The organism is Aeromonas sp. ASNIH2 (assembly GCF_002934795.1).
GTDB classification, from domain to species: Bacteria; Pseudomonadota; Gammaproteobacteria; order Enterobacterales; family Aeromonadaceae; genus Aeromonas; species Aeromonas caviae.
Window position 1 is genome coordinate 4,442,229 of sequence record NZ_CP026406.1, and the last position, 17,939, is coordinate 4,460,167.

Annotated in this window: 13 protein-coding genes; 5 read left to right on the top strand and 8 right to left on the bottom strand. The window is 65.8% G+C overall.

Going from position 1 to position 17,939, the window contains the following annotated elements; genetic code table 11:
• The 8 genes from C3F36_RS21145 to C3F36_RS21180 all read right to left on the bottom strand — a co-directional run bounded on the left by C3F36_RS21145 (window position 1) and on the right by C3F36_RS21180 (window position 11,878).
• Window positions 1-597, bottom strand: a complete 597-nt coding sequence (locus C3F36_RS21145) for an acetate uptake transporter (RefSeq protein WP_039039055.1) — start codon at window positions 595-597, stop codon at window positions 1-3.
• Window positions 598-1,570: 973 nt separating this feature from the next.
• The gene (locus C3F36_RS21150) at window positions 1,571-4,477 is read right to left on the bottom strand and encodes a DUF748 domain-containing protein (protein WP_199769629.1); all 2,907 of its coding nucleotides are present in this window, start codon (window positions 4,475-4,477) and stop codon (window positions 1,571-1,573) included.
• A 271-nt stretch (window positions 4,478-4,748) separates the two neighbouring features.
• Entirely contained in the window at window positions 4,749-5,162 is a 414-nt protein-coding gene (locus C3F36_RS21155; RefSeq protein WP_010674587.1) for a MerR family transcriptional regulator, read from the bottom strand.
• Window positions 5,163-5,216: 54 nt separating this feature from the next.
• Window positions 5,217-6,188: a hydroxymethylglutaryl-CoA lyase gene (locus tag C3F36_RS21160; protein WP_048207573.1), complete on the bottom strand. Its 972-nt coding sequence runs from the start codon at window positions 6,186-6,188 to the stop codon at window positions 5,217-5,219.
• The gene (locus tag C3F36_RS21165) at window positions 6,185-8,149 is read right to left on the bottom strand and encodes an acetyl/propionyl/methylcrotonyl-CoA carboxylase subunit alpha (RefSeq protein WP_104455860.1); all 1,965 of its coding nucleotides are present in this window, start codon (window positions 8,147-8,149) and stop codon (window positions 6,185-6,187) included. Before C3F36_RS21165 ends, C3F36_RS21160 begins: the two co-directional genes overlap by 4 nt.
• A gap of 109 nt (window positions 8,150-8,258) precedes the next feature.
• Window positions 8,259-9,107, bottom strand: coding sequence for an enoyl-CoA hydratase-related protein (locus tag C3F36_RS21170; protein ID WP_041215249.1), 849 nt, complete (start codon window positions 9,105-9,107; stop codon window positions 8,259-8,261).
• A 9-nt stretch (window positions 9,108-9,116) separates the two neighbouring features.
• Window positions 9,117-10,733 (bottom strand): carboxyl transferase domain-containing protein, encoded by a 1,617-nt coding sequence (locus tag C3F36_RS21175; protein ID WP_104455861.1) that lies wholly within the window; start codon window positions 10,731-10,733, stop codon window positions 9,117-9,119.
• Entirely contained in the window at window positions 10,730-11,878 is a 1,149-nt protein-coding gene (locus C3F36_RS21180; protein WP_104455862.1) for an isovaleryl-CoA dehydrogenase, read from the bottom strand. Before C3F36_RS21180 ends, C3F36_RS21175 begins: the two co-directional genes overlap by 4 nt.
• 257 nt (window positions 11,879-12,135) lie before the next feature.
• Between C3F36_RS21180 and C3F36_RS21185 the strand changes: the two genes are divergently transcribed.
• The 5 genes from C3F36_RS21185 (at window position 12,136) to mmsB (ending at window position 17,921) form a co-directional block, all read left to right on the top strand.
• Entirely contained in the window at window positions 12,136-13,647 is a 1,512-nt protein-coding gene (locus C3F36_RS21185) for a CoA-acylating methylmalonate-semialdehyde dehydrogenase (protein WP_104455863.1), read from the top strand.
• A 79-nt stretch (window positions 13,648-13,726) separates the two neighbouring features.
• Window positions 13,727-14,884 carry an acyl-CoA dehydrogenase family protein gene (locus tag C3F36_RS21190; RefSeq protein WP_104455864.1) on the top strand — a complete coding sequence of 386 codons (1,158 nt, stop codon included), beginning with the start codon at window positions 13,727-13,729 and terminating at the stop codon, window positions 14,882-14,884.
• Between the two features lie 118 nt (window positions 14,885-15,002).
• Entirely contained in the window at window positions 15,003-15,794 is a 792-nt protein-coding gene (locus tag C3F36_RS21195; protein WP_104455865.1) for an enoyl-CoA hydratase, read from the top strand.
• A gap of 78 nt (window positions 15,795-15,872) precedes the next feature.
• Entirely contained in the window at window positions 15,873-16,973 is a 1,101-nt protein-coding gene (locus C3F36_RS21200) for an enoyl-CoA hydratase/isomerase family protein (RefSeq protein ID WP_104456105.1), read from the top strand.
• Window positions 16,974-17,000: 27 nt separating this feature from the next.
• The gene (gene mmsB, locus C3F36_RS21205) at window positions 17,001-17,921 is read left to right on the top strand and encodes a 3-hydroxyisobutyrate dehydrogenase (RefSeq protein WP_104455866.1); all 921 of its coding nucleotides are present in this window, start codon (window positions 17,001-17,003) and stop codon (window positions 17,919-17,921) included.
• Window positions 17,922-17,939 lie beyond the last annotated feature (18 nt).

Genomic DNA, 17,939 nt, shown 5'->3' on the forward strand with positions numbered 1-17,939 from the left:
TTAGGCAGCGGCTTTGAGCTCGACGGGAGCGGCTTTCTTCTGCTCGCCGATGGGCAGCACGGTGCGACCGAACTGCTCGTTGATCACGGTGGCCATGGCCAGGTAGATGGCGCTGGCGCCGCAGATGATGCCTTCGAAACCGGCGATGGTGCCGATCAGGGTGCTGCCGGTGAAGTCACGGGCGGCCAGCAGGAAGAACAGCACGGTCAGGGAGGCGAACACGAACTGCTTCACGCGCGGGAAGTTGACAGTCCCGATCAGCATGAACAGGGTGAACATGCCCCACATCAGCAGGTACCAGCCCATGTAGGCGTGCGGGGTGGCCTCGGCCAGACCCATGGTCGGCATCACCAGCAGGAACACCAGGCTCCACCAGAAGGTGCCGTAGGAGATGAAGGCGGTGACACCGAAGGTGTTGCCACGCTTGTACTCCATGATGCCGGCGATGATCTGGGCCAGACCGCCATAGCACAGACCCATGGCCAGGATCATGGCGCTGATGGGGAAGAAACCTGCGTTATGGATGTTCAGCAGAATGGTGGTCATACCGAAACCCATCAGACCCAGAGGGGCAGGGTTGGCCAATTTTTCGCTCACGTGGTGTTCTCCAACAATAGAGGTGGGGTTGATAAAAGACGCGCGATTTTAGGCAGGCTCAGGGTCCCGGGCAAGGGGGGGACACACAGAAATGGTAAAAAAAGAACACGAAAGTTTAAGTGGCCAACCATTCGTGCCATTCAGGTAGACGAGTGGTGAATGAAAAACGTTTTCAACGTTGCGTTTTTGTATAAAAGGCACCTTGGCATGAAAGTCGGCAACGACGATGGTGACTGGGACTGGTGAGGGAAACACGCCCCCGGGTGGTCGCGTTATGGCGACTTGATTGAAAAATGAGTTCATATGCCATCAGACCAGAGTATTTCCCTCCTGTTTGTGACCCATGGACCTCCCGTATCGCTTGCCATCGCAGTGTCCGTTGCGCACCCCATTTTCTCGTCAACCCCGCGCTCGCCACCGTGTTCCCTACACAAGGGCGGGGCGCCTGAGAAACCCGCAGGCGCGCCGTGTTGACGGCCACGGGCGAAAGGGGCGCAAGATCAACGGGTGGGCTCAGAGGCTGCCCTTGTCAAAAAGCCAGAGGCGGGATGGGCCATGGGCCCAGATGACAAAAACCGAGACGCAAGAGGTTGGGCCAAGGGATTGCCCTGTGGCCGGAGGCTTCAACATGCAGACACGGCAGCACGGGGGCTCCTGTGAAGACGCTTCAAAATGTAAGGGGGGCGCGGGGTTGGCCCTGTGGCGTGCGGGAGAGGGTGCTCAGGATTGGCCCGATTAGACACTGTATATCTGATCGGGCCATCTATTTTGACATGCCGACATGCCGACATGCCGACATGCCGACATGCCGACATGCCGACATGCCGACATGCCGACATGCTGGATAAAGGGATAACCGGATTGTTCGGGACGGCTAGCGAGAGACATATCCTGATGGAAGGGGTCAGGGGAGGGAGCCCCTCGGGCCATGTGCCGTCGGGGCAAACAAGAGGGGTATCCGGCGGTCGCCGGATCAGTTGTCCAGGGTCAGCACCACCTTGGCTTCCTTGTCCGTCTCCTTCACCTGGCTGTCGAGCACGAAGAGGCGCTCCGGCGCGATGCCCTGGGTATCCACCAGATACTCCTTGGTGTTCTGGGCGCGGCGCATGGCGAGGTTTCGCAGGGACTTGGCGGTGATGAGCTGCTGATCCCGCAGCCGGAGCACCGCCTGGGCGCGCAGGGCCTCGCTCCCTTCATCGAGTCGCAACCGGTCGGCCAGATCCCCGAGATCTTCGTTGAACTTGGCTTCATAAGCCTCTGCCAGTGCGGACTGCATGGCGGGATCCTGCTCCAGCAGTGTCAAATCCACCGGGCTGCCGGTGGTCTTGGCCAGCAGCCGCTCAAGCTTCTGGCGCTGGAGGATGGGGCGCTCTTCGTTGAAGTTGACCTTGCCGCGGATGTTCATGCTGAGCTTGGGCCTCTCCTTGAGGGCCTGGGCGAGGGTGGTCAGCTTGGTCTGCTGGGTCGGGGTCAGGGCGGGATCGCCAGGCAGGAAGGGGAGCTCGTCGAGATCCTTGGTGCCCCCCGTCAGGGACGCAAGCAGGGAGAAGGGGGAGGTGATGGCCTTGCCGAGGGTATTGCCGAGCACGTCCCAGAAGATGTTGCCCAGGCTGAAATCAGGCTGATCCAGATTGCCCTTCACCTTGAGGTTCATCTTGATGACGCCGTTCGAATCGCTCAGCAGGGCGATGGCGAGGCCGAGGGGCAGATCCTTGGCCTGCTCGCTCTTGACCTTCTCCCCGAGTTGCAGCTTCTTGATGGTGATGTCGTTGTCCCCCTCCAGCCGGTTGCCCTGCAGCTTGTAGTTGAGCTTCATGGAGAGCTGCCCCTTGTCGATGGCATAGCCTGCATAGGTGCTGGAGTAGGGGGTGAAGGTGGTGAGCTCCAGGTTGTTGAAGGCCACGGCCACATCCAGCACGGGATCCTCGATGAGCAGGTTGGCGCCCCCCCGGATGGTGACGGGGGCATAGCGGTCCACCTTGCCGTTGAAGGCGAGCTCGGAGCGCTGCCCCGGGGTGTTGCTGATATGGCGGCTCTGGCCGTCGAGGGAGGCGATGTCCACCACGAACTCCGGGCTCAGGCTGCGATCGGCGAAGCGCAGGTTGCCCTGGGCGGTACGGATCTGATCGATGACGATGTGCGGGGCGGGGGCGTCCTCCCTGGCGTTCGCGGCGGGTTGCGGCAGCAGCAGTTGCTGCACGTTGGTGATCCCCTCTTCGTTGATCTCGATGCGGGCATAGGGTTTGCTGAGCAGGATGTCGGCGATGTGCAGTTGCTGGCTCAGGCCATCATAGTGCAGGCCGCTCAATTGCAGATTCTCTATCTGGAGCAGGCGCTGGTTGTCGGCCCGATCCAGCACGTTGAGCCCCGCGACCTCGAGTCCACCGCTTATCTCCAGCTTGCTGATGGCCCCCTGGTGGTCGGTGGCCAGGTCCAGCCTGGTGCGGCTGGCAAGCTCGCCGTCCCGCACGCTGATGCGCAGCAGATCCTGCAGGTAGGGTTGGGCCAGGGTCAGCGGCAGCCCCTGCTGGCGGATGGCGCCGTTCAGGGTGAAGGGGGTCAGCCCCAGGGTGCCGTCAAACGCCACCGTCGTCCTGGTGTCGAGGGCTGCGTTGAGGGTGAGGGGGCTGGGTTGGGCGGTCTGGCTGCCAAGGGGCCCCAGGGTGAGGGCGATGGTGGAGATGGCCCGTTTCAGGGGCTTGCCGCTGGTGGCTTCGGTCAGGGTGAGGCTGCCCTGGTCGATGCGGGTCTGCTTGAGGGCCCATTGCCAGGGCTTGGCGGGGGTGGCCGGTTGTTTGCCCCCCTTGGGGGTCTTCTGGGGGATCAGCAGGTCCGCGAGATCCAGTTGTTGCTGGTGGTCGAGGACGGCGGTGATGGCCGGGCTCTTGAGGATGGCGGCATCGAGCTCAAGGCGCTGCTTGTTGCCATCGATGCGGATCCCGGTCAGCGCCAACTGCTTGAAGCGGGCAAATTCCTCCCCCTTGTTGCGTGTGAGCTGCCAGTTGGCCAGGGTCAGCTTGCCCTTTGACAACTGCCAGTCCAGTCCCTGCTTGCCCTGGGTGAGGCGATAGGCGAGCTCGGCGCTGGCCTCCCCTTTGGCGAGGGTCGCCTTGAGATAGGGGGCCCAGAGGGGGGCGAAGGGGGCGATGGCCACCTTGCCAAGGCTGAGGTTGCCCTTGCCGGTGCCGCTCATCATGTCGAACTCCCCTTCGGCCTTGAGGGGGCTCTTCTCGTTGACGGTGGCGCTCAGGCGATAGGGGTTGAGCGCCCCCTCTGCGCTGGAAAAGCCGGGCAGGTGCAGGGCGAGCTTGTCCAGGGTGAGGGGCGGCACCCACCCCGGGCTGCTCTGCTTGCGGCTGTCCCGGTAGCTGAGCCGGCCCTGCTCGACGGACAGCTTGCCGATGGTCACCAGCACGGGCTCGGCGCTAGCTGGCGGCGTTTGCTCCGGCGCAGGGGCGAGCAGGGAGGCCAGTGCATCGGTCAGGTTGAAGCGCGCCTCCCCCTTGAGATCCTCGAGGCGCACCATATCCGCCCTGGGGGCGGTCAGGGTGGCCTCTTCCAGTACCAGGGCGCGCTGCTGCCAGCTCGCTTTCAAGGCGGGAATGAGCTTCAGCTCTTCAAATGACACCAGTGCTTGCTGCTTGTCATCGAGCAGGGCGCTGGGCCCCAGCACGAGGGAGGGGGAGCGGATCCCCACCTCTATCTTGCCAAGGGAGAGGTGCAGACCGTAATGGGTGGCAAGCCAGCCGGGGAGATGGCGCTGGATGAGGGTCGGCGCCTGCCAGAGCAGGATGGTGATGCCGATGAGCAGGAGCGCGAGAAGATAGAGGGCATAGCGCAGCAGACGAGCGGGCAGAGGCTTGAGCATGATGGTCTCCATTTGATGCGCATATGGTAGCAATTAATCGTGCCCGGTTCATGGGAAGGACTCATGAGGTGCGCCGCACTCTGACCGGGCTGGGGAATTATTGTGCGACCAAGGCCGGATTTCCCCCGTTTGCCCCACCTCGCCGCTTGCCCAAACCGCCCACTCTGTCCGGCATGCCGTGACGGGCGATGTGGGGAACAAGGGGGTTGCCGGGTCAGGGCCTGCCACTGCGGATATCCACTGGAAAACCGGGATACCGGGGGCGAGATACCCCCAGAGTCTGTCAATCCCCGTCGGTTTTCAAGCCGCCGAGGGAGTGGATGCAGCGCTGCTCGGCGGCATCGAGCTCGGCCATCACCATCTGGATGTCCTCCAGTTGCTGGCGCAGGGAGTGGCGTCTGGCCTCGATCAGCTGGATCATGGAGTGAAGCTGCATCCGGCTGGAGCGGTCGGTGTCGTACATGTCGAACAGCTCGCGGATCTCCGCCAGGCTGAACCCGAGGCGCTTGCCGCGCAGGGTCAATTTCAGGCGGATCCTGTCCTTGTGGCTGTAGATGCGGGTCTGCCCCTCCCGGGTCGGGGTGATGAGCCCCTCGTCCTCGTAATAGCGGATGGTGCGGGGGGTGATGTCGAACTCCTGGGCCAGCTCCGAGATGCTGTAGGTCCTCTCCTTGCCACTGGCGTGTCTGGCTCTCATGGTGCGCCCTCCTGATGAGCTGGCGGGGTCCTGGCACAGCGGCAAGGGCCGGGTTCATGATGCATGATGGCCTCCCGGGGTGCGCTGCTCGCGCTCTTGTGCGAGGCGCCGTCCCCTCCCGTGCAGGGCCTGGCCGACCCGGGAGCCGTTGGGGCGCCCCAGCAGCTCGCTGACCCACTGGCCGGTGGCGGCCAGCTGGTCGAGGTCGACCCCTGTGCTCATGCCAAGGCCGTGCAGCAGATAGACCACCTCTTCCGACGCCACATTGCCGGAGGCGCCGGGGGCATAGGGGCAGCCGCCGAGCCCGGCCACCGAGCAGTCGATGGTGCGAATGCCGCGCTCCAGCGCCGGCAGCAGGTTGGCCAGCCCCTGGCCATAGGTGTCGTGAAAATGAACCGCAAGCCGGCCCGCCGGGATCTCGTGCAGCACCGCATCCAGCATGGGAGCCACGGTGCCCGGGGTGCCGACGCCGATGGTGTCGCCGAGGGATATCTCGTGGCAACCCAGATCCAGCAGCCGCTCGGCCAGGGCTGCGACCCGTTTCGGGCGGGTCGGGCCGTCGAACGGGCAGGCGATGACGGTGGAGAGGTAGCCGCGCACCTTGATGCCGAGGCTGCGCGCCTCCTGCACCAGGGGGGCGAATCGCACCAGGGACTCCTCCACGCTGATGCCGATGTTGGCCCGGGTGAAGCCATCCGAGCAGGCGGTGAAGAGGCCTATCTCGTCGGCGCGTGCGGCGATGGCGGCCTGCAGACCCTGCAGATTGGGCACCAGGGCGCCATAGCGGGTCGGCCCCCTGCGCGGCAGGGCGTTGAAGAGTGCGGCGGAATCCGCCATCTGCGGCACCTTCTTGGGCGACACGAAGGCCCCCACCTCGATGCGCTGCAACCCGCTCTCGGCCAGGCGGGCGATGAGCGCCAGCCGCTGCGCCAGGGAGAGGGTGGCGGTCTCATTTTGCAGGCCGTCCCGCGGCCCCATCTCCACCAGGCTGACCTTGTCGTCCCGGCTCTCGTGCGTGTGGCTCATGAGCGCTCCTCCTGCGCGGTATGGTCCTCGGCAAAGCGCACCAGCACGGCGCCCTGGCTCACCTGTTCCCCCTGGCGGCACTGCAGGGCCTCAATCACCCCGTCCCGGTCGGCCTTGAGGACGTGCTCCATCTTCATTGCCTCCAGCACCAGAAGGGGTTGCCCCTTGCTGACCGGCTGGCCGGCCTCGACCTGCAACGCCACCACGATGCCGTGCATGGGGGCCAGGATGCCCGGGACATGGCTCGTGTCGTGATCATGGTGGAGCTGATGATGCTGATCATCGAGCGAGAAGCGGATGCGTCTGCCCGCCAGGTGCAGCAAATAGGCACCCTCGCCGAGGGGCTGCACCGGATAGCGCTGCCAATGTCCACCCTGGCACAGGCGGATCTGATCTGACCCGAGTTCAAACGGGATCTGCTCGCCCTGCCAGAGCAGGGCGCCCCCTCGCTCGGCGAGGGTGAGAGTGCGGGTCTCCTCGCCGATGCGCACCGTGGCGCAAAAGCGGCGGGTGGGGCCCAGCCGAAAGCCTGCGGCCTGCTGCCAGGGGGAGGCATCGCGCTTGCAAGTGGCGAGCCAGAGGGTGGCGAGGGGCCAGGCGAGCGCCGGAACGGGCAAGGTGTCGGTGGGAATGGGCCACTGGGTGTGGTGGCGCATCGCCAGCACCTCTGGCGTTTCGCACAGGCGCTGCAGGAGCGGGCCGTTGTGCACCAGAGGGCCGAGATCCAGGGCTGCCAGGGCATCGGCCAGGGTGGCAAAGGCTTCGCTGCGGCTCGGTGCGTGGGCGACGAGCTTGGCGATCATGGGGTCGTAATAGGGGCTCACCTCATCGCCGGCGGTGACGCCGGTGTCGATGCGCACCCCCTTGGGCCAGGTGAGCCAGTGGATGGGGCCGCTGGCGGGCAGAAAACCGGCGGCCACGTCTTCGGCGTAGAGGCGCGCCTCCACCGCGTGGCCACGCAGCATCACTTCATCCTGGGTGAGGGGCAGCGGTTTGCCCTCGGCCACCGCCAGCTGCCAGGCCACCAGATCCTGGCCGGTGATGGCCTCGGTAACCGGGTGCTCCACCTGCAACCGGGTGTTCATCTCCATGAAGAAGAACTCCTCCCCGCAGAGCAGAAACTCGATGGTGCCCGCCCCCCGATAGGCGATGGCCTTGGCCGCCGCCACGGCCGCCTCGCCCATGGCGCGGCGCAGGGCAGGGGAGATGTCGGGGGCGGGGGCCTCCTCGATCACCTTCTGGTGGCGGCGCTGCAAGGAGCAGTCCCTGTCCCCCAGATAGATGGCGTTGCCAAGGGCATCGGCAAAGACCTGCACCTCCACGTGACGGGCGCGGGGGAGATAGCGCTCCAGCAGCACATGGTCGTCGCCAAAGGCGGCACTCGCCTCCCGCTTGACCGCCGCCAGGGCGTCGTCAAAGTCGGCCAGCTGATCGACCCGGCGCATCCCCTTGCCACCGCCGCCGCTGGCCGCCTTGATAAGGAGCGGGAAGCCCACCTGGCTCGCCTGATCGCGCAAAAAGCCGGGGTGCTGATCCGCGCCGTGATAACCGGGCAGCACGGGGACGCCGGCTGCCTGCATCAGCCCTTTGGCCCCCGACTTGTCCCCCATGGCGAGGATGGCGGCGCCGCTTGGGCCGACAAAGCGCACGCCCCGCTGCTCGCAGGCGGTGGCAAAGTCGCTGTTCTCGGAGAGGAAACCGTAGCCCGGGTGGGTGGCGTCGGCATTCGCCTCTTTGGCAATCTTGAGCACCTTGCCGGTGTCGAGGTAGCTCTCCCGGGCGGGGGCCGGCCCCAGATGCCAGGCCTCGTCGGCTTCGCGCACGTGCATGGCGCGGGCGTCGGCGTCCGAGTAGAGGGCGATGGTGTGAATGCCGAGGCGTCGTGCTGTCTTGATGATGCGCACGGCGATTTCACCGCGGTTGGCGATCAGCAGGCGCTTGATGGGAGAGTGGTTGGTCATGCTGACTCCCTGCTGTTCAAGGTGCACAAGTGCGAAGCGTGTTGATCCACATTCCAGTGATATTGACCACAGTTGGCGATCAGCAGGCGCTTGATGAGGTGGTATTGAGTCATGCTTCGTCCTTGAAACGGGGGCGCCATGTTGGGGGGCGTTTGTCGAAGAAGGCCTGGATCCCCTCCTGGGCCTCGAGACCGACCCGTACCCGGGCGATGGTCTCGACGGTCTGTTCTTCGTGCTGGTGGCCTGGGCGCCCTTCGAGGGCGGCCAGCAGCCGCTTGGTCTCCTTCATCGCCTGGGGGCCGTTGCGACACAACCGCAGGGCCATGGCGCGTCCCTCCGCCAGCAACTGATCAGGCTGGCTGAGCCTGTGCACCACGTTGAGTCGGCAGGCGGTGATGGCATCGAAAGGCTCCGCGCTCAGCATGTAGCGGCGGGCCTGGCGCATCCCCATGGCGCGCACCACGTAGGGGCTGATCACCGCAGGCACCAGTCCCAGGGTCACCTCGGAGAGGCAGAAGCGGGCATTTTCGCTGGCCAGCACGATGTCGCAGGCGCAGACAAGGCCTAAGGCTCCGCCGTAGGCGGCCCCCTGCACCAGGGCCACCGTGGGGAAGGGCAGCTCGTCCAGTGCCTGCATCAGGTGGGCCAGCACCCGGGCGTCCTCGCGATTCTTGTCAAAGGCGCGGGGGTCGAACGCCTCCCCGGCCATCTTGCGCATCCACTCGAGATCGGCGCCCGCGCAAAAGTGCGGCCCCTCGGCGCGCAGCAGCAGCACGTGGGGGCGGTCGGCCAGCGGCTGGCCGTGGGCCAGCTCGCCGAGACAGTCGAGCAGCCCCTGCATCAGGTCGGCATCAAGGGCGTTGTGGCGGGCCGGGCGGGCGAGCACCAGCTCGATCACCGGGCCGTGGCGCTCCAGGCGAAAATGGGCAAGGGGATCGTTGAAGAGCGGGTCTGACATATGAACTCCTTACATCCGGAAGATGCCGTACTGCCGGGGGCCCGGCTCGGCCCCCTGGCAGGCCGCCAGCGCCAGGGCCAGCACGGTGCGGCTCTGGGCCGGGTCGATGACGCCGTCATCCCACAGGCGAGCACTGGCGTAATAGGGGTGACCCTGGCGCTCGTACTGCGCGATCACCGGGGCGCGAATGGCGGCCGCCTCCGACTCGCCCAGAGTCTTGCCCTCGGCGGCGAGCTTGTCCCGGCGCACCTGCACCAGCACCCCGGCCGCCTGCTCGCCCCCCATGACGGAGATGCGGCTGTTGGGCCAGCTGAAGAGAAAATCCGGTTCATAGGCGCGCCCACACATGCCGTAGTTGCCGGCACCGAAGCTGCCGCCGACGATCAGGGTGATCTTGGGCACCCGGCTGCAGGCCACGGCGGTCACCAGCTTGGCGCCGTGCTTGGCGATCCCCTCTTTTTCCGCCGTACTCCCCACCATAAAGCCGGTGATGTTTTGCAGAAACAGCAGCGGGATCCCCCGCTGGTTGCAGAGCTGGATGAAGTGGGCTCCCTTCTGGGCGCTGTCGCTGTGCAGCACGCCATTGTTGGCGAGGATCCCCACCGGCATGCCGCAGATCCAGGCAAAGCCGGTCACCAGTGTGGTGCCGAACAACGCCTTGAATTCGTCAAACACAGAGCCATCCACCAGCCGGGCGATCAATTCTCGTGCGTCATAGGGGCGCTTGAGACTGGTGCCCACCAGGCCGTAGAGCTCCTCGATGGGGTAGTGCGGCTCATCATAGGAGGGAGCGGATGGGGCGGGTGACGCCGCCGTCTGGTTGTCCCCCAGGTTGCTTACCAGGGTGCGGGCGATGGCCAGGGCATGGGCATCGTCCCGGGCCATGTGATCCGCCACCCCGGAGTGGACGCAGTGCACCTCGGCGCCGCCCAGGGCTTCTGCGCTGATCTCCTCACCGGTGGCGGCCTTGACCAGGGGCGGGCCCGCCAGAAAGAGGGTGGCCTGTTCCCTGACCATGATGGACTCGTCCGCCATGGCGGGCACGTAGGCGCCCCCGGCGGTACAGAGCCCCATCACCACCGCCAGCTGGGGGATGCTCTGGGCCGACATGCGGGCCTGATTGTAGAAGATGCGGCCAAAATGCTCCCGGTCGGGGAACACCTCGTCCTGCATGGGCAGGAAGGCGCCGCCGGAATCCACCAGATAGAGGCAGGGGAGGCGCAGCCGCTCGGCGATGGCCTGGGCACGCAGGTGCTTTTTCACCGTGAGGGGGTAGTAGGTGCCGCCCTTCACGGTGGCGTCATTCACCACCAGCATGCACAGGCGCCCCGAGATCCGGCCGATACCGGTGATGAGGCCGGCGGCGGGCACCGGCTCGTCATAGACCTGCCAGCCCGCCAGCGCCGACAGTTCGAGAAAGGGGGAGCCCGGGTCCAGCAGCTGGTCGATGCGCTCGCGGGGTAGCAGCTTGCCGCGGGCCTGATGGCGGGCGTTGTTGGCCGCGCCGCCGCCCAAGGCTATCTCCTCCAGGCGGGCATTGAGATCGTCGACCAGTGCCTGCATGGCGGCCCGATTTGCCTCATAGTCGGGGCTCGCGGTGTCTAGGCGGGAGTGGATCCTGCTCATGCGCGCTCTCCCATCAGCTCGCGGCCGATGAGCCAGCGGCGGATCTCCGAGGTGCCGGCGCCGATTTCGTAGAGTTTGGCGTCCCGCAGCAGGCGGCCGGTGGGGTATTCGTTGATGTAGCCGTTGCCGCCGAGCAGCTGGATGGCATCGAGCGTCATCTGGGTGGCGTTCTCGGCGGCAAACAGGATGGCGGCGGCACAATCCTTGCGGCTGGTGCGGCCCTGATCGCAGGCGCTCGCCACCGAATAGACCAGCGCCCGGCTGCTGGCGAGACGGGTATACATGTCGGCGAGCTTGCCCTGCACCAGCTGAAACTCGCCGATGGCCTGACCGAACTGCTTGCGCTCGCGCACATAGGGGAGCACCACGTCCATGCTGGCCTGCATGATGCCAAGGGGCCCGGCCGCCAGCACCACCCGCTCGTAGTCCAGACCGCTCATCAGTACCTTGACCCCGCCGTGCAGGGGGCCCAGCAGGTTCTCCTGCGGCACCCGGCAGTTGTCGAACACCAGCTCGCAGGTACTGGAGCCGCGCATGCCGAGCTTGTCGAGCTTCTGGGCGGTGGAAAAACCGGGAGTTCCCGCCTCGACGATAAAGGCGGAAATACCTTTGGGCCCGGCGGCGGCATCGGTCTTGGCATAGATGACGAAGGTGTCGGCATCGGGCCCATTGGTGATCCACATCTTGTTGCCGTTCAGCACGAAGTGATCCCCCTCGCGCACCGCAGTGAGGCGCATGCTCACCACGTCGGAGCCGGCACCCGGCTCGCTCATGGCCAGCGCCCCCACGTGTTTGCCGCTGACGAGGGAGGGCAGATATCTCGCCTTCTGATCAGGGGTGCCGTGGCGGTGGATCTGGTTGATGCAGAGATTGGAGTGGGCGCCGTAGGAGAGGCCGACCGAGGCGCTGGCGCGGCTCACCTGCTCCATCACCAGCACATGGGCCAGATAGCCGAGGTTCACCCCGTCATACTCCTCCGCCACCGTGATGCCGTGCAGTCCCAGCTCACCCATGCGGGGCCAGAGATCCCGGGGGAAAGCGTTGCTCTGATCGATCTCGCTGGCGCGCGGTGCGATCACTTTCTGGCAGAAAGCCTCGACCTGTTCGGTCAGGGCCTGGAGGGTTTCATCCATCAGGGCATGCATCCGTGCTCTCCTTGGTGCAGTGGACTGCCGATTTCCCCTGCCATCAGGGTGATGACTGGTCAGTCCATTCGTGATTCAAGTTTACGTTAGCGTAAACGTAAATGAGTTGTTAGTCTAAGGTAAATTCGATGGCAGCCCGCCGCAAGGGGCTACCCGGGCAGAGGAGCGCAAGGAGTGAACAGGATGTGCAACAGCAACATGGATGTGGCCGGCCCAGGGTGGCCTGCCATCGCCTGCCAACGGGCTAGGAGGGGGGCATGAGCCAGCATCACACCCAGTACGGGGATCTGCCGCTCTACATCGGTGGCGAGGCGTGTCCGTCCGCAAGTGACGAGTGGATAGAGGTGACCAACCCGGCGGATCAGAGTCTGCTGGCGCGGGTGCCGAAAGCTACCTCTGCGGAAATTGAGCTGGCGGTGCGCACCGCCCACGACGCCTATCTGCTGTGGCGAGAAGTGCCGGCCCCCGAGCGGGCTCGGGTGATGTTCAACTACCAGCATCTGTTGAAAGTGCATCACGACGAGCTGGCGACCCTGCTGGCCCAGGAAACCGGCAAGAATCTGGCGGATGCCAAAGGGGATGTGTGGCGAGGCATCGAGGTGGTGGAGCAGGCTTGCGCCATTGCCAGCCAGACCCTGGGGGAGACCATGGGCAACGTGGCGCGCCGGGTCGACGGTCACTCCTGGGTGCAGCCCCTCGGGGTCTGCGTCGGCATCACGCCGTTCAACTTTCCAGCCATGATCCCGCTCTGGATGTTCCCGCTGGCGGTGGCCTGCGGCAACGGCTTCGTGCTCAAGCCCTCCGAGCAGGATCCGCTCACCCCCATGCGGCTGGCCGAGCTGTTCACCGAGGCGGGGGCGCCTGCGGGCATCCTCAGCGTGGTGCACGGGGGCGCCGAGCAGGTGGATGCGCTGCTGGCCCATCCCGATGTCAAGGCAGTCAGTTTCGTGGGCTCAGCCCGGGTCGGCGGCCACGTCTATCGCAGCGCCACGTCGCAGCTCAAGCGGGCCCAGTGTTTTGTCGGTGCCAAGAACCACATGGTGATCATGCCGGATGCCAACAAGGCGCAGGTACTCGGCAACCTCGTGGGAGCCGGGGTCGGCGCCGCCGGTCAGCGCTGCATGGCCATCAGCGTGGCGGTGTTCGTGGGGAGCGCCAGGGAGTGGATCCCCGAGCTCGCCGCCGAGTTCGCCAAGGTGAAACCCGGCGTCTGGCACGATCCCGAAGCCGCCTACGGCCCCCTCATCAGCCCGGAGGCGAAAGTCAGGGTGGAGGGGCTTATCGAGGCGGGGATTGCCGAGGGAGCCGAGTGCCTGCTGGACGGCCGTTTTTGCGACGTACCCGGCTACCCGGTGGGCAACTGGGTGGGGCCGACCCTGTTTCGCGGCGTGACCCCCGAGATGCGCATCTACAAGGAGGAGATCTTCGGGCCTGTGCTGGCCTGCCTCGAGGTGGGGAGCCTCGATGAGGCGCTCACCCTCATCAACGACAATCCCTATGGCAACGGCACCTCCCTCTTCACCGGCTGTGGCGCCGCCGCCCGCAAGTTCCGTCACGAGGTGGCGGTGGGCCAGGTGGGGATCAACGTGCCCATCCCGGTGCCGCTGCCGTTCTTCTCCTTCACCGGCTGGCGCGGCTCTTTCTACGGGGATCTGCACGCCTACGGCAAACAGGCGGTGCGTTTTTACACCGAGACCAAGACGGTGACGGAGCGCTGGTTCGACGAAGACATTCCCAGCGGCCCCAATATGACCATTCAGCTGCGCTGATGGCAGGTTGCCCACTTTGCCCGGGCGCCCCCATTGACAGCAACGGATCGACGGAACAAGTACAAAGGAAGCGAACAAGATGGATTTTACCCTGACCGAATCCCAACGGGCCTGTGTCGAGTCGGCCGGCGCCTTCGCCGATCTGGCGCTCAAACCCCATGCCGCGCGCTGGGACAGGGAGCACAAGTTCCCCATCCCCACCATCAAGCAGGCGGCAGCGCTGGGCCTGTGCGGCCTCTATACCCCGGAGCAGTATGACGGCCTGGGCCTGAGCCGGCTCGATACCAGCCTCATCTTCGAGCGCCTCGCCATGGGCTGCACCTCCACCACCGCCTATCTCACTATCCACAACATGGTGAGCTGGATGCTGGGCAGTTGGCTGCCTGCCGAGGTGGCCGAGGAGTGGGTACCGAGGCTCGCCAGCGGCGAGCTGCTGGGATCCTACTGCCTCACCGAGCCGGGGGCGGGCTCCGACGCCGCGGCCCTCAAGACCCGCGCCGTGCGCGATGGCGCGGATTACCTCCTCGACGGCAGCAAGGTGTTCATCTCGGGCGCTGGCAGCACAGACGTGCTGGTGGTGATGGCCCGCACCAGTGGTGAGGGGGCCAAGGGGATCTCTGCCTTCATGGTACCGGCCCAGACCCCCGGCGTGAGCTACGGCAAGGCGGAGGAAAAGATGGGCTGGAACAGCCAGCCGACCCGGGAGGTGAACTTCAATGCCGTGCGCATTCCCGCTCGCTTCCGGCTGGGGGAGGAGGGGGAAGGGTTCAAGTTCGCCATGCAGGCGCTCGATGGGGGGCGCATCAACATCGCCAGCTGTTCGCTGGGCACCGCCCAGCAGGCCCTGGACGACGCGTTGGAGCACGTGCGCCAGCGTCAGCAATTTGGACACCCGATCAGCGAATTCCAGAGCGTGCAGTTTCGCCTTGCCGACATGGCCACCGAGCTCGCCGCTGCCCGCCTGCTGGTGCGCCAGGCGGCCGCCAAACTCGATGAGGGCAGCCCGGACAAGAGTGCCTGGTGCGCCATGGCCAAGCGTTTTGCCACCGACGTGGGGCACCGCATCTGCGACGACGCCCTGCAACTCTTTGGCGGCTATGGTTATATCCGCGAGTATCCGCTTGAGCGCTATCTGCGCGACACCCGGGTGCACCGCATTCTGGAAGGGACGAATGAAGTGATGCGGCTCATCATCGCCCGCCACCTGCTGGCCGACCCCGGCCTGTCGCTGGAGTAGCGGGAGGGGCCTGCTCTGAGGACGCAGTCGGCGCGTCCTCATGCTTTGTGAGCCAGGTGCAGGTTGGCTCCATTCAACCCTGTCATCATGGGGCAGTTTTTTTGACAAGGACAACGCAATGACAAGGATCAGGCTCGAATATCACGGCCACGTGGCCTACATCACCCTCGATCACCCACCCGCCAACACCTGGACGCTCGCCAGCCTGAAAGCCTTCTTGCAGATGATGGTGGAGCTGGATGGTCGCCCCGACGTGGTGGCCCTGGTGATCCGCGGTGCCGGAGAGAAATTCTTCTGCGCTGGCGCCGATCTCAAGATGTTCGCCGACTGCAGCCTGGCGCATGCCCGCGAGGTGGCCGAGGCTTTTGGCCACGCCTTCGAGGCGCTGGCCCGCTTTCACGGGGTCAGCATCGCCGCCATCAACGGCTATGCCATGGGAGGGGGGCTCGAAGTCGCGCTGGCCTGCGACATCCGCATCGCCGAGCAGCAGGCCAAGCTGGGGTTGCCGGAGGCCTCGGTGGGGCTCCTGCCCTGTGCTGGCGGCACCCAGCGCCTCACCGAGCTGGTGGGGCCGGGCTGGGCCAAGCGGATGATCCTCTGCGGCGAGAAGGTGAGCGCCACCCTGGCCTACGAGATGGGGCTGGTGGAGGAGGTGGTGACCGAGGGGCACGCCTGGGAGGCGGCGCAGCAGATGGCCCAGCTGGTGGAGCGCCAGAGCCCGAGCGCCCTGCGTGCCTGCAAACAGCTCATCAATCAGGGGCGAAGCACCCACAGGGACGCGGCGCTGCCACTCGAGCGCAGACTCTTTCTCGCCCTGTTTGACGATGCCAACCAGCGCGAAGGGGTGGCGGCCTTCCTGGAGAAGCGCGCCCCGCGCTGGCGTTACGACCAATCCAAACCGAAAGAGTGAGGGAGTGAAGGATGAATGAGGTAATGATGGCGACCCGCCATGTCGCAGGGGCAGATACCCGGTCTGCGGGGGCTGCCCATGAGTGAGCCCGTGCGCATCGAGACCCGCCCCACGGCGGATGGTCGCCGCATCGGCATGCTGACTCTGGACAGCCCCGCCTCCCTCAACGCCCTGAGCCTTGAGATGATCCAGTTGTTGCAGGGGGCGTTGACCCGCTGGGAGCAGGATCCGGCCATCGTCTGCGTGTTGTTGCAAGGGGCCGGCGAGAAGGCATTCTGCGCCGGTGGCGACATCCGCTCCTTCTACTACCGCAAGCAGGAGGCGAGCGAGTCGGCACTGTTTGGCTATGCCCGCGATTTCTTCCAGCAGGAGTACCGGCTCGATCACCACATCCATCGCTATAGCAAGCCCCTTGTCTGCGTGGCGGACGGCATCTGCATGGGGGGCGGCATCGGTCTCTTTGCCGGGGCCGGGTTCCGGGTGGTGACCGAGAAGAGCCTGTTCGCCATGCCGGAGGTGACCATAGGCCTCTATCCGGACGTGGGGGCCAGCTGGTTTTTGAGCAGGATGCCGGGGCGGCTCGGACTCTGGCTCGGCCTCACCGGTGCCCGCTTCAACGGGGCGGACGCCATCGGCCTGGGGCTCGCGGATCATGCCATGGCGAGCCGCGAGCGGGCGGAGCTGCCGGCGTGCCTCGCCGCCCTCGACTGGTCCGCAGGTGACCCCTGCGAGCAGATCGAGGCGCTGCTCACCGATTTGCAGGAGGCCCCTGGTCAGGCATTGCCGCCTCCCGTACTGCTGCCCCACCAGGCCCGCATCGATGCGCTGTTGGCCGGCCGCTCCCTGCAAGGGGTGCTGGCACGCCTCGAGGACGCCGAGCTGGATGAACCGGGGCTGGCTCAGGGGCGGGAGACCTGCCTTCGCGGCAGCCCCATCAGCCGCGCCATTCTCTGGCGCCAGTTCTGGCAGGCACGGCGCCAGTCCCTGGCCGAGGTGTTTGCCGACGAGTTGGCCCTCTCGGTCAACTGCGTACTCAAAGGGGATTTTGTGGAAGGGGTACGGGCCCTGCTCATCGACAAGGACAAATCACCCCGCTGGCAGGCCCCGCAGGCGGGGGAGGCCTGGCTGGATGTCTTCTATCGCTGGCCCGAGGGTGACAACCCCTTGCGCCCCCGCTGACGCGGGATCACACACAAGGAGCACACCATGACAAGGATTGGGTTTATCGGGCTTGGCAACATGGGGGGCCCCATGGCCGCCAACCTGGCCAGGGCGGGGCACAGGGTGCAGGTGTTTGATCTGGTGCCCGAGAGCCTGAACCGCGCCATCGAGGCCGGCTGCCTCGCCACCGGCAATGCCCGGGAAGCTGTGAGCGGCTGCGAGCTGGTCATCAGCATGCTGCCAGCGGGCGAGCACGTGCGCAGCCTCTGGCTGGGGGAGAGTGCCGGTGAGCGGGGCGGCCAGGATCTGCTGACGGCCCTGTCGCCCGGCGCCCTGGTCATCGACTGCTCCACCATAGACGTGGCCTCGGCCCGTCAGGTGGGGGCGGCGGCGAAGGCGCGCGGCATCCGTTTTCTCGATGCACCCGTCTCGGGAGGCGTGGCCGGTGCGGCGGCGGGCACGCTCACTTTCATCGTCGGCGGCGAACAAGCGGATTTTGAAGCGGCCAGACCCGTGCTCGCCTGCATGGGGCAGAACCTGTTTCACGCCGGGGCCCTCGGCGCTGGCCAGATCGCCAAGATGTGCAACAACATGCTGCTCGCCATCCACATGGCGGGCACCGCCGAGGCGCTGGCGCTCGGGGTCAAGGAAGGGCTGGATCCCGCCGTGCTCTCCACCATCATGGGCAAGAGTTCGGGCAACAACTGGAGCCTTGAGCGCTACAACCCCTGGCCCGGGGTGATGGAGAACGTGCCGGCATCCCGTGGGTATACAGGGGGCTTTATGACCCGGCTGATGGTCAAAGATTTGGGGCTCGCCATGGCGTTGGCGGAACATGCCCACAGCGCCGTGCCCATGGGTGCCCTGGCCCGCAACCTCTTCAACCTGCACGTGAGCCTGGGCCAGGAGAACAAGGATTTCTCCAGCATCCTCGAGCTCTATCGGGACAAGACAGCGCCGGGTTAAGGGCCGTTATCTACCTAT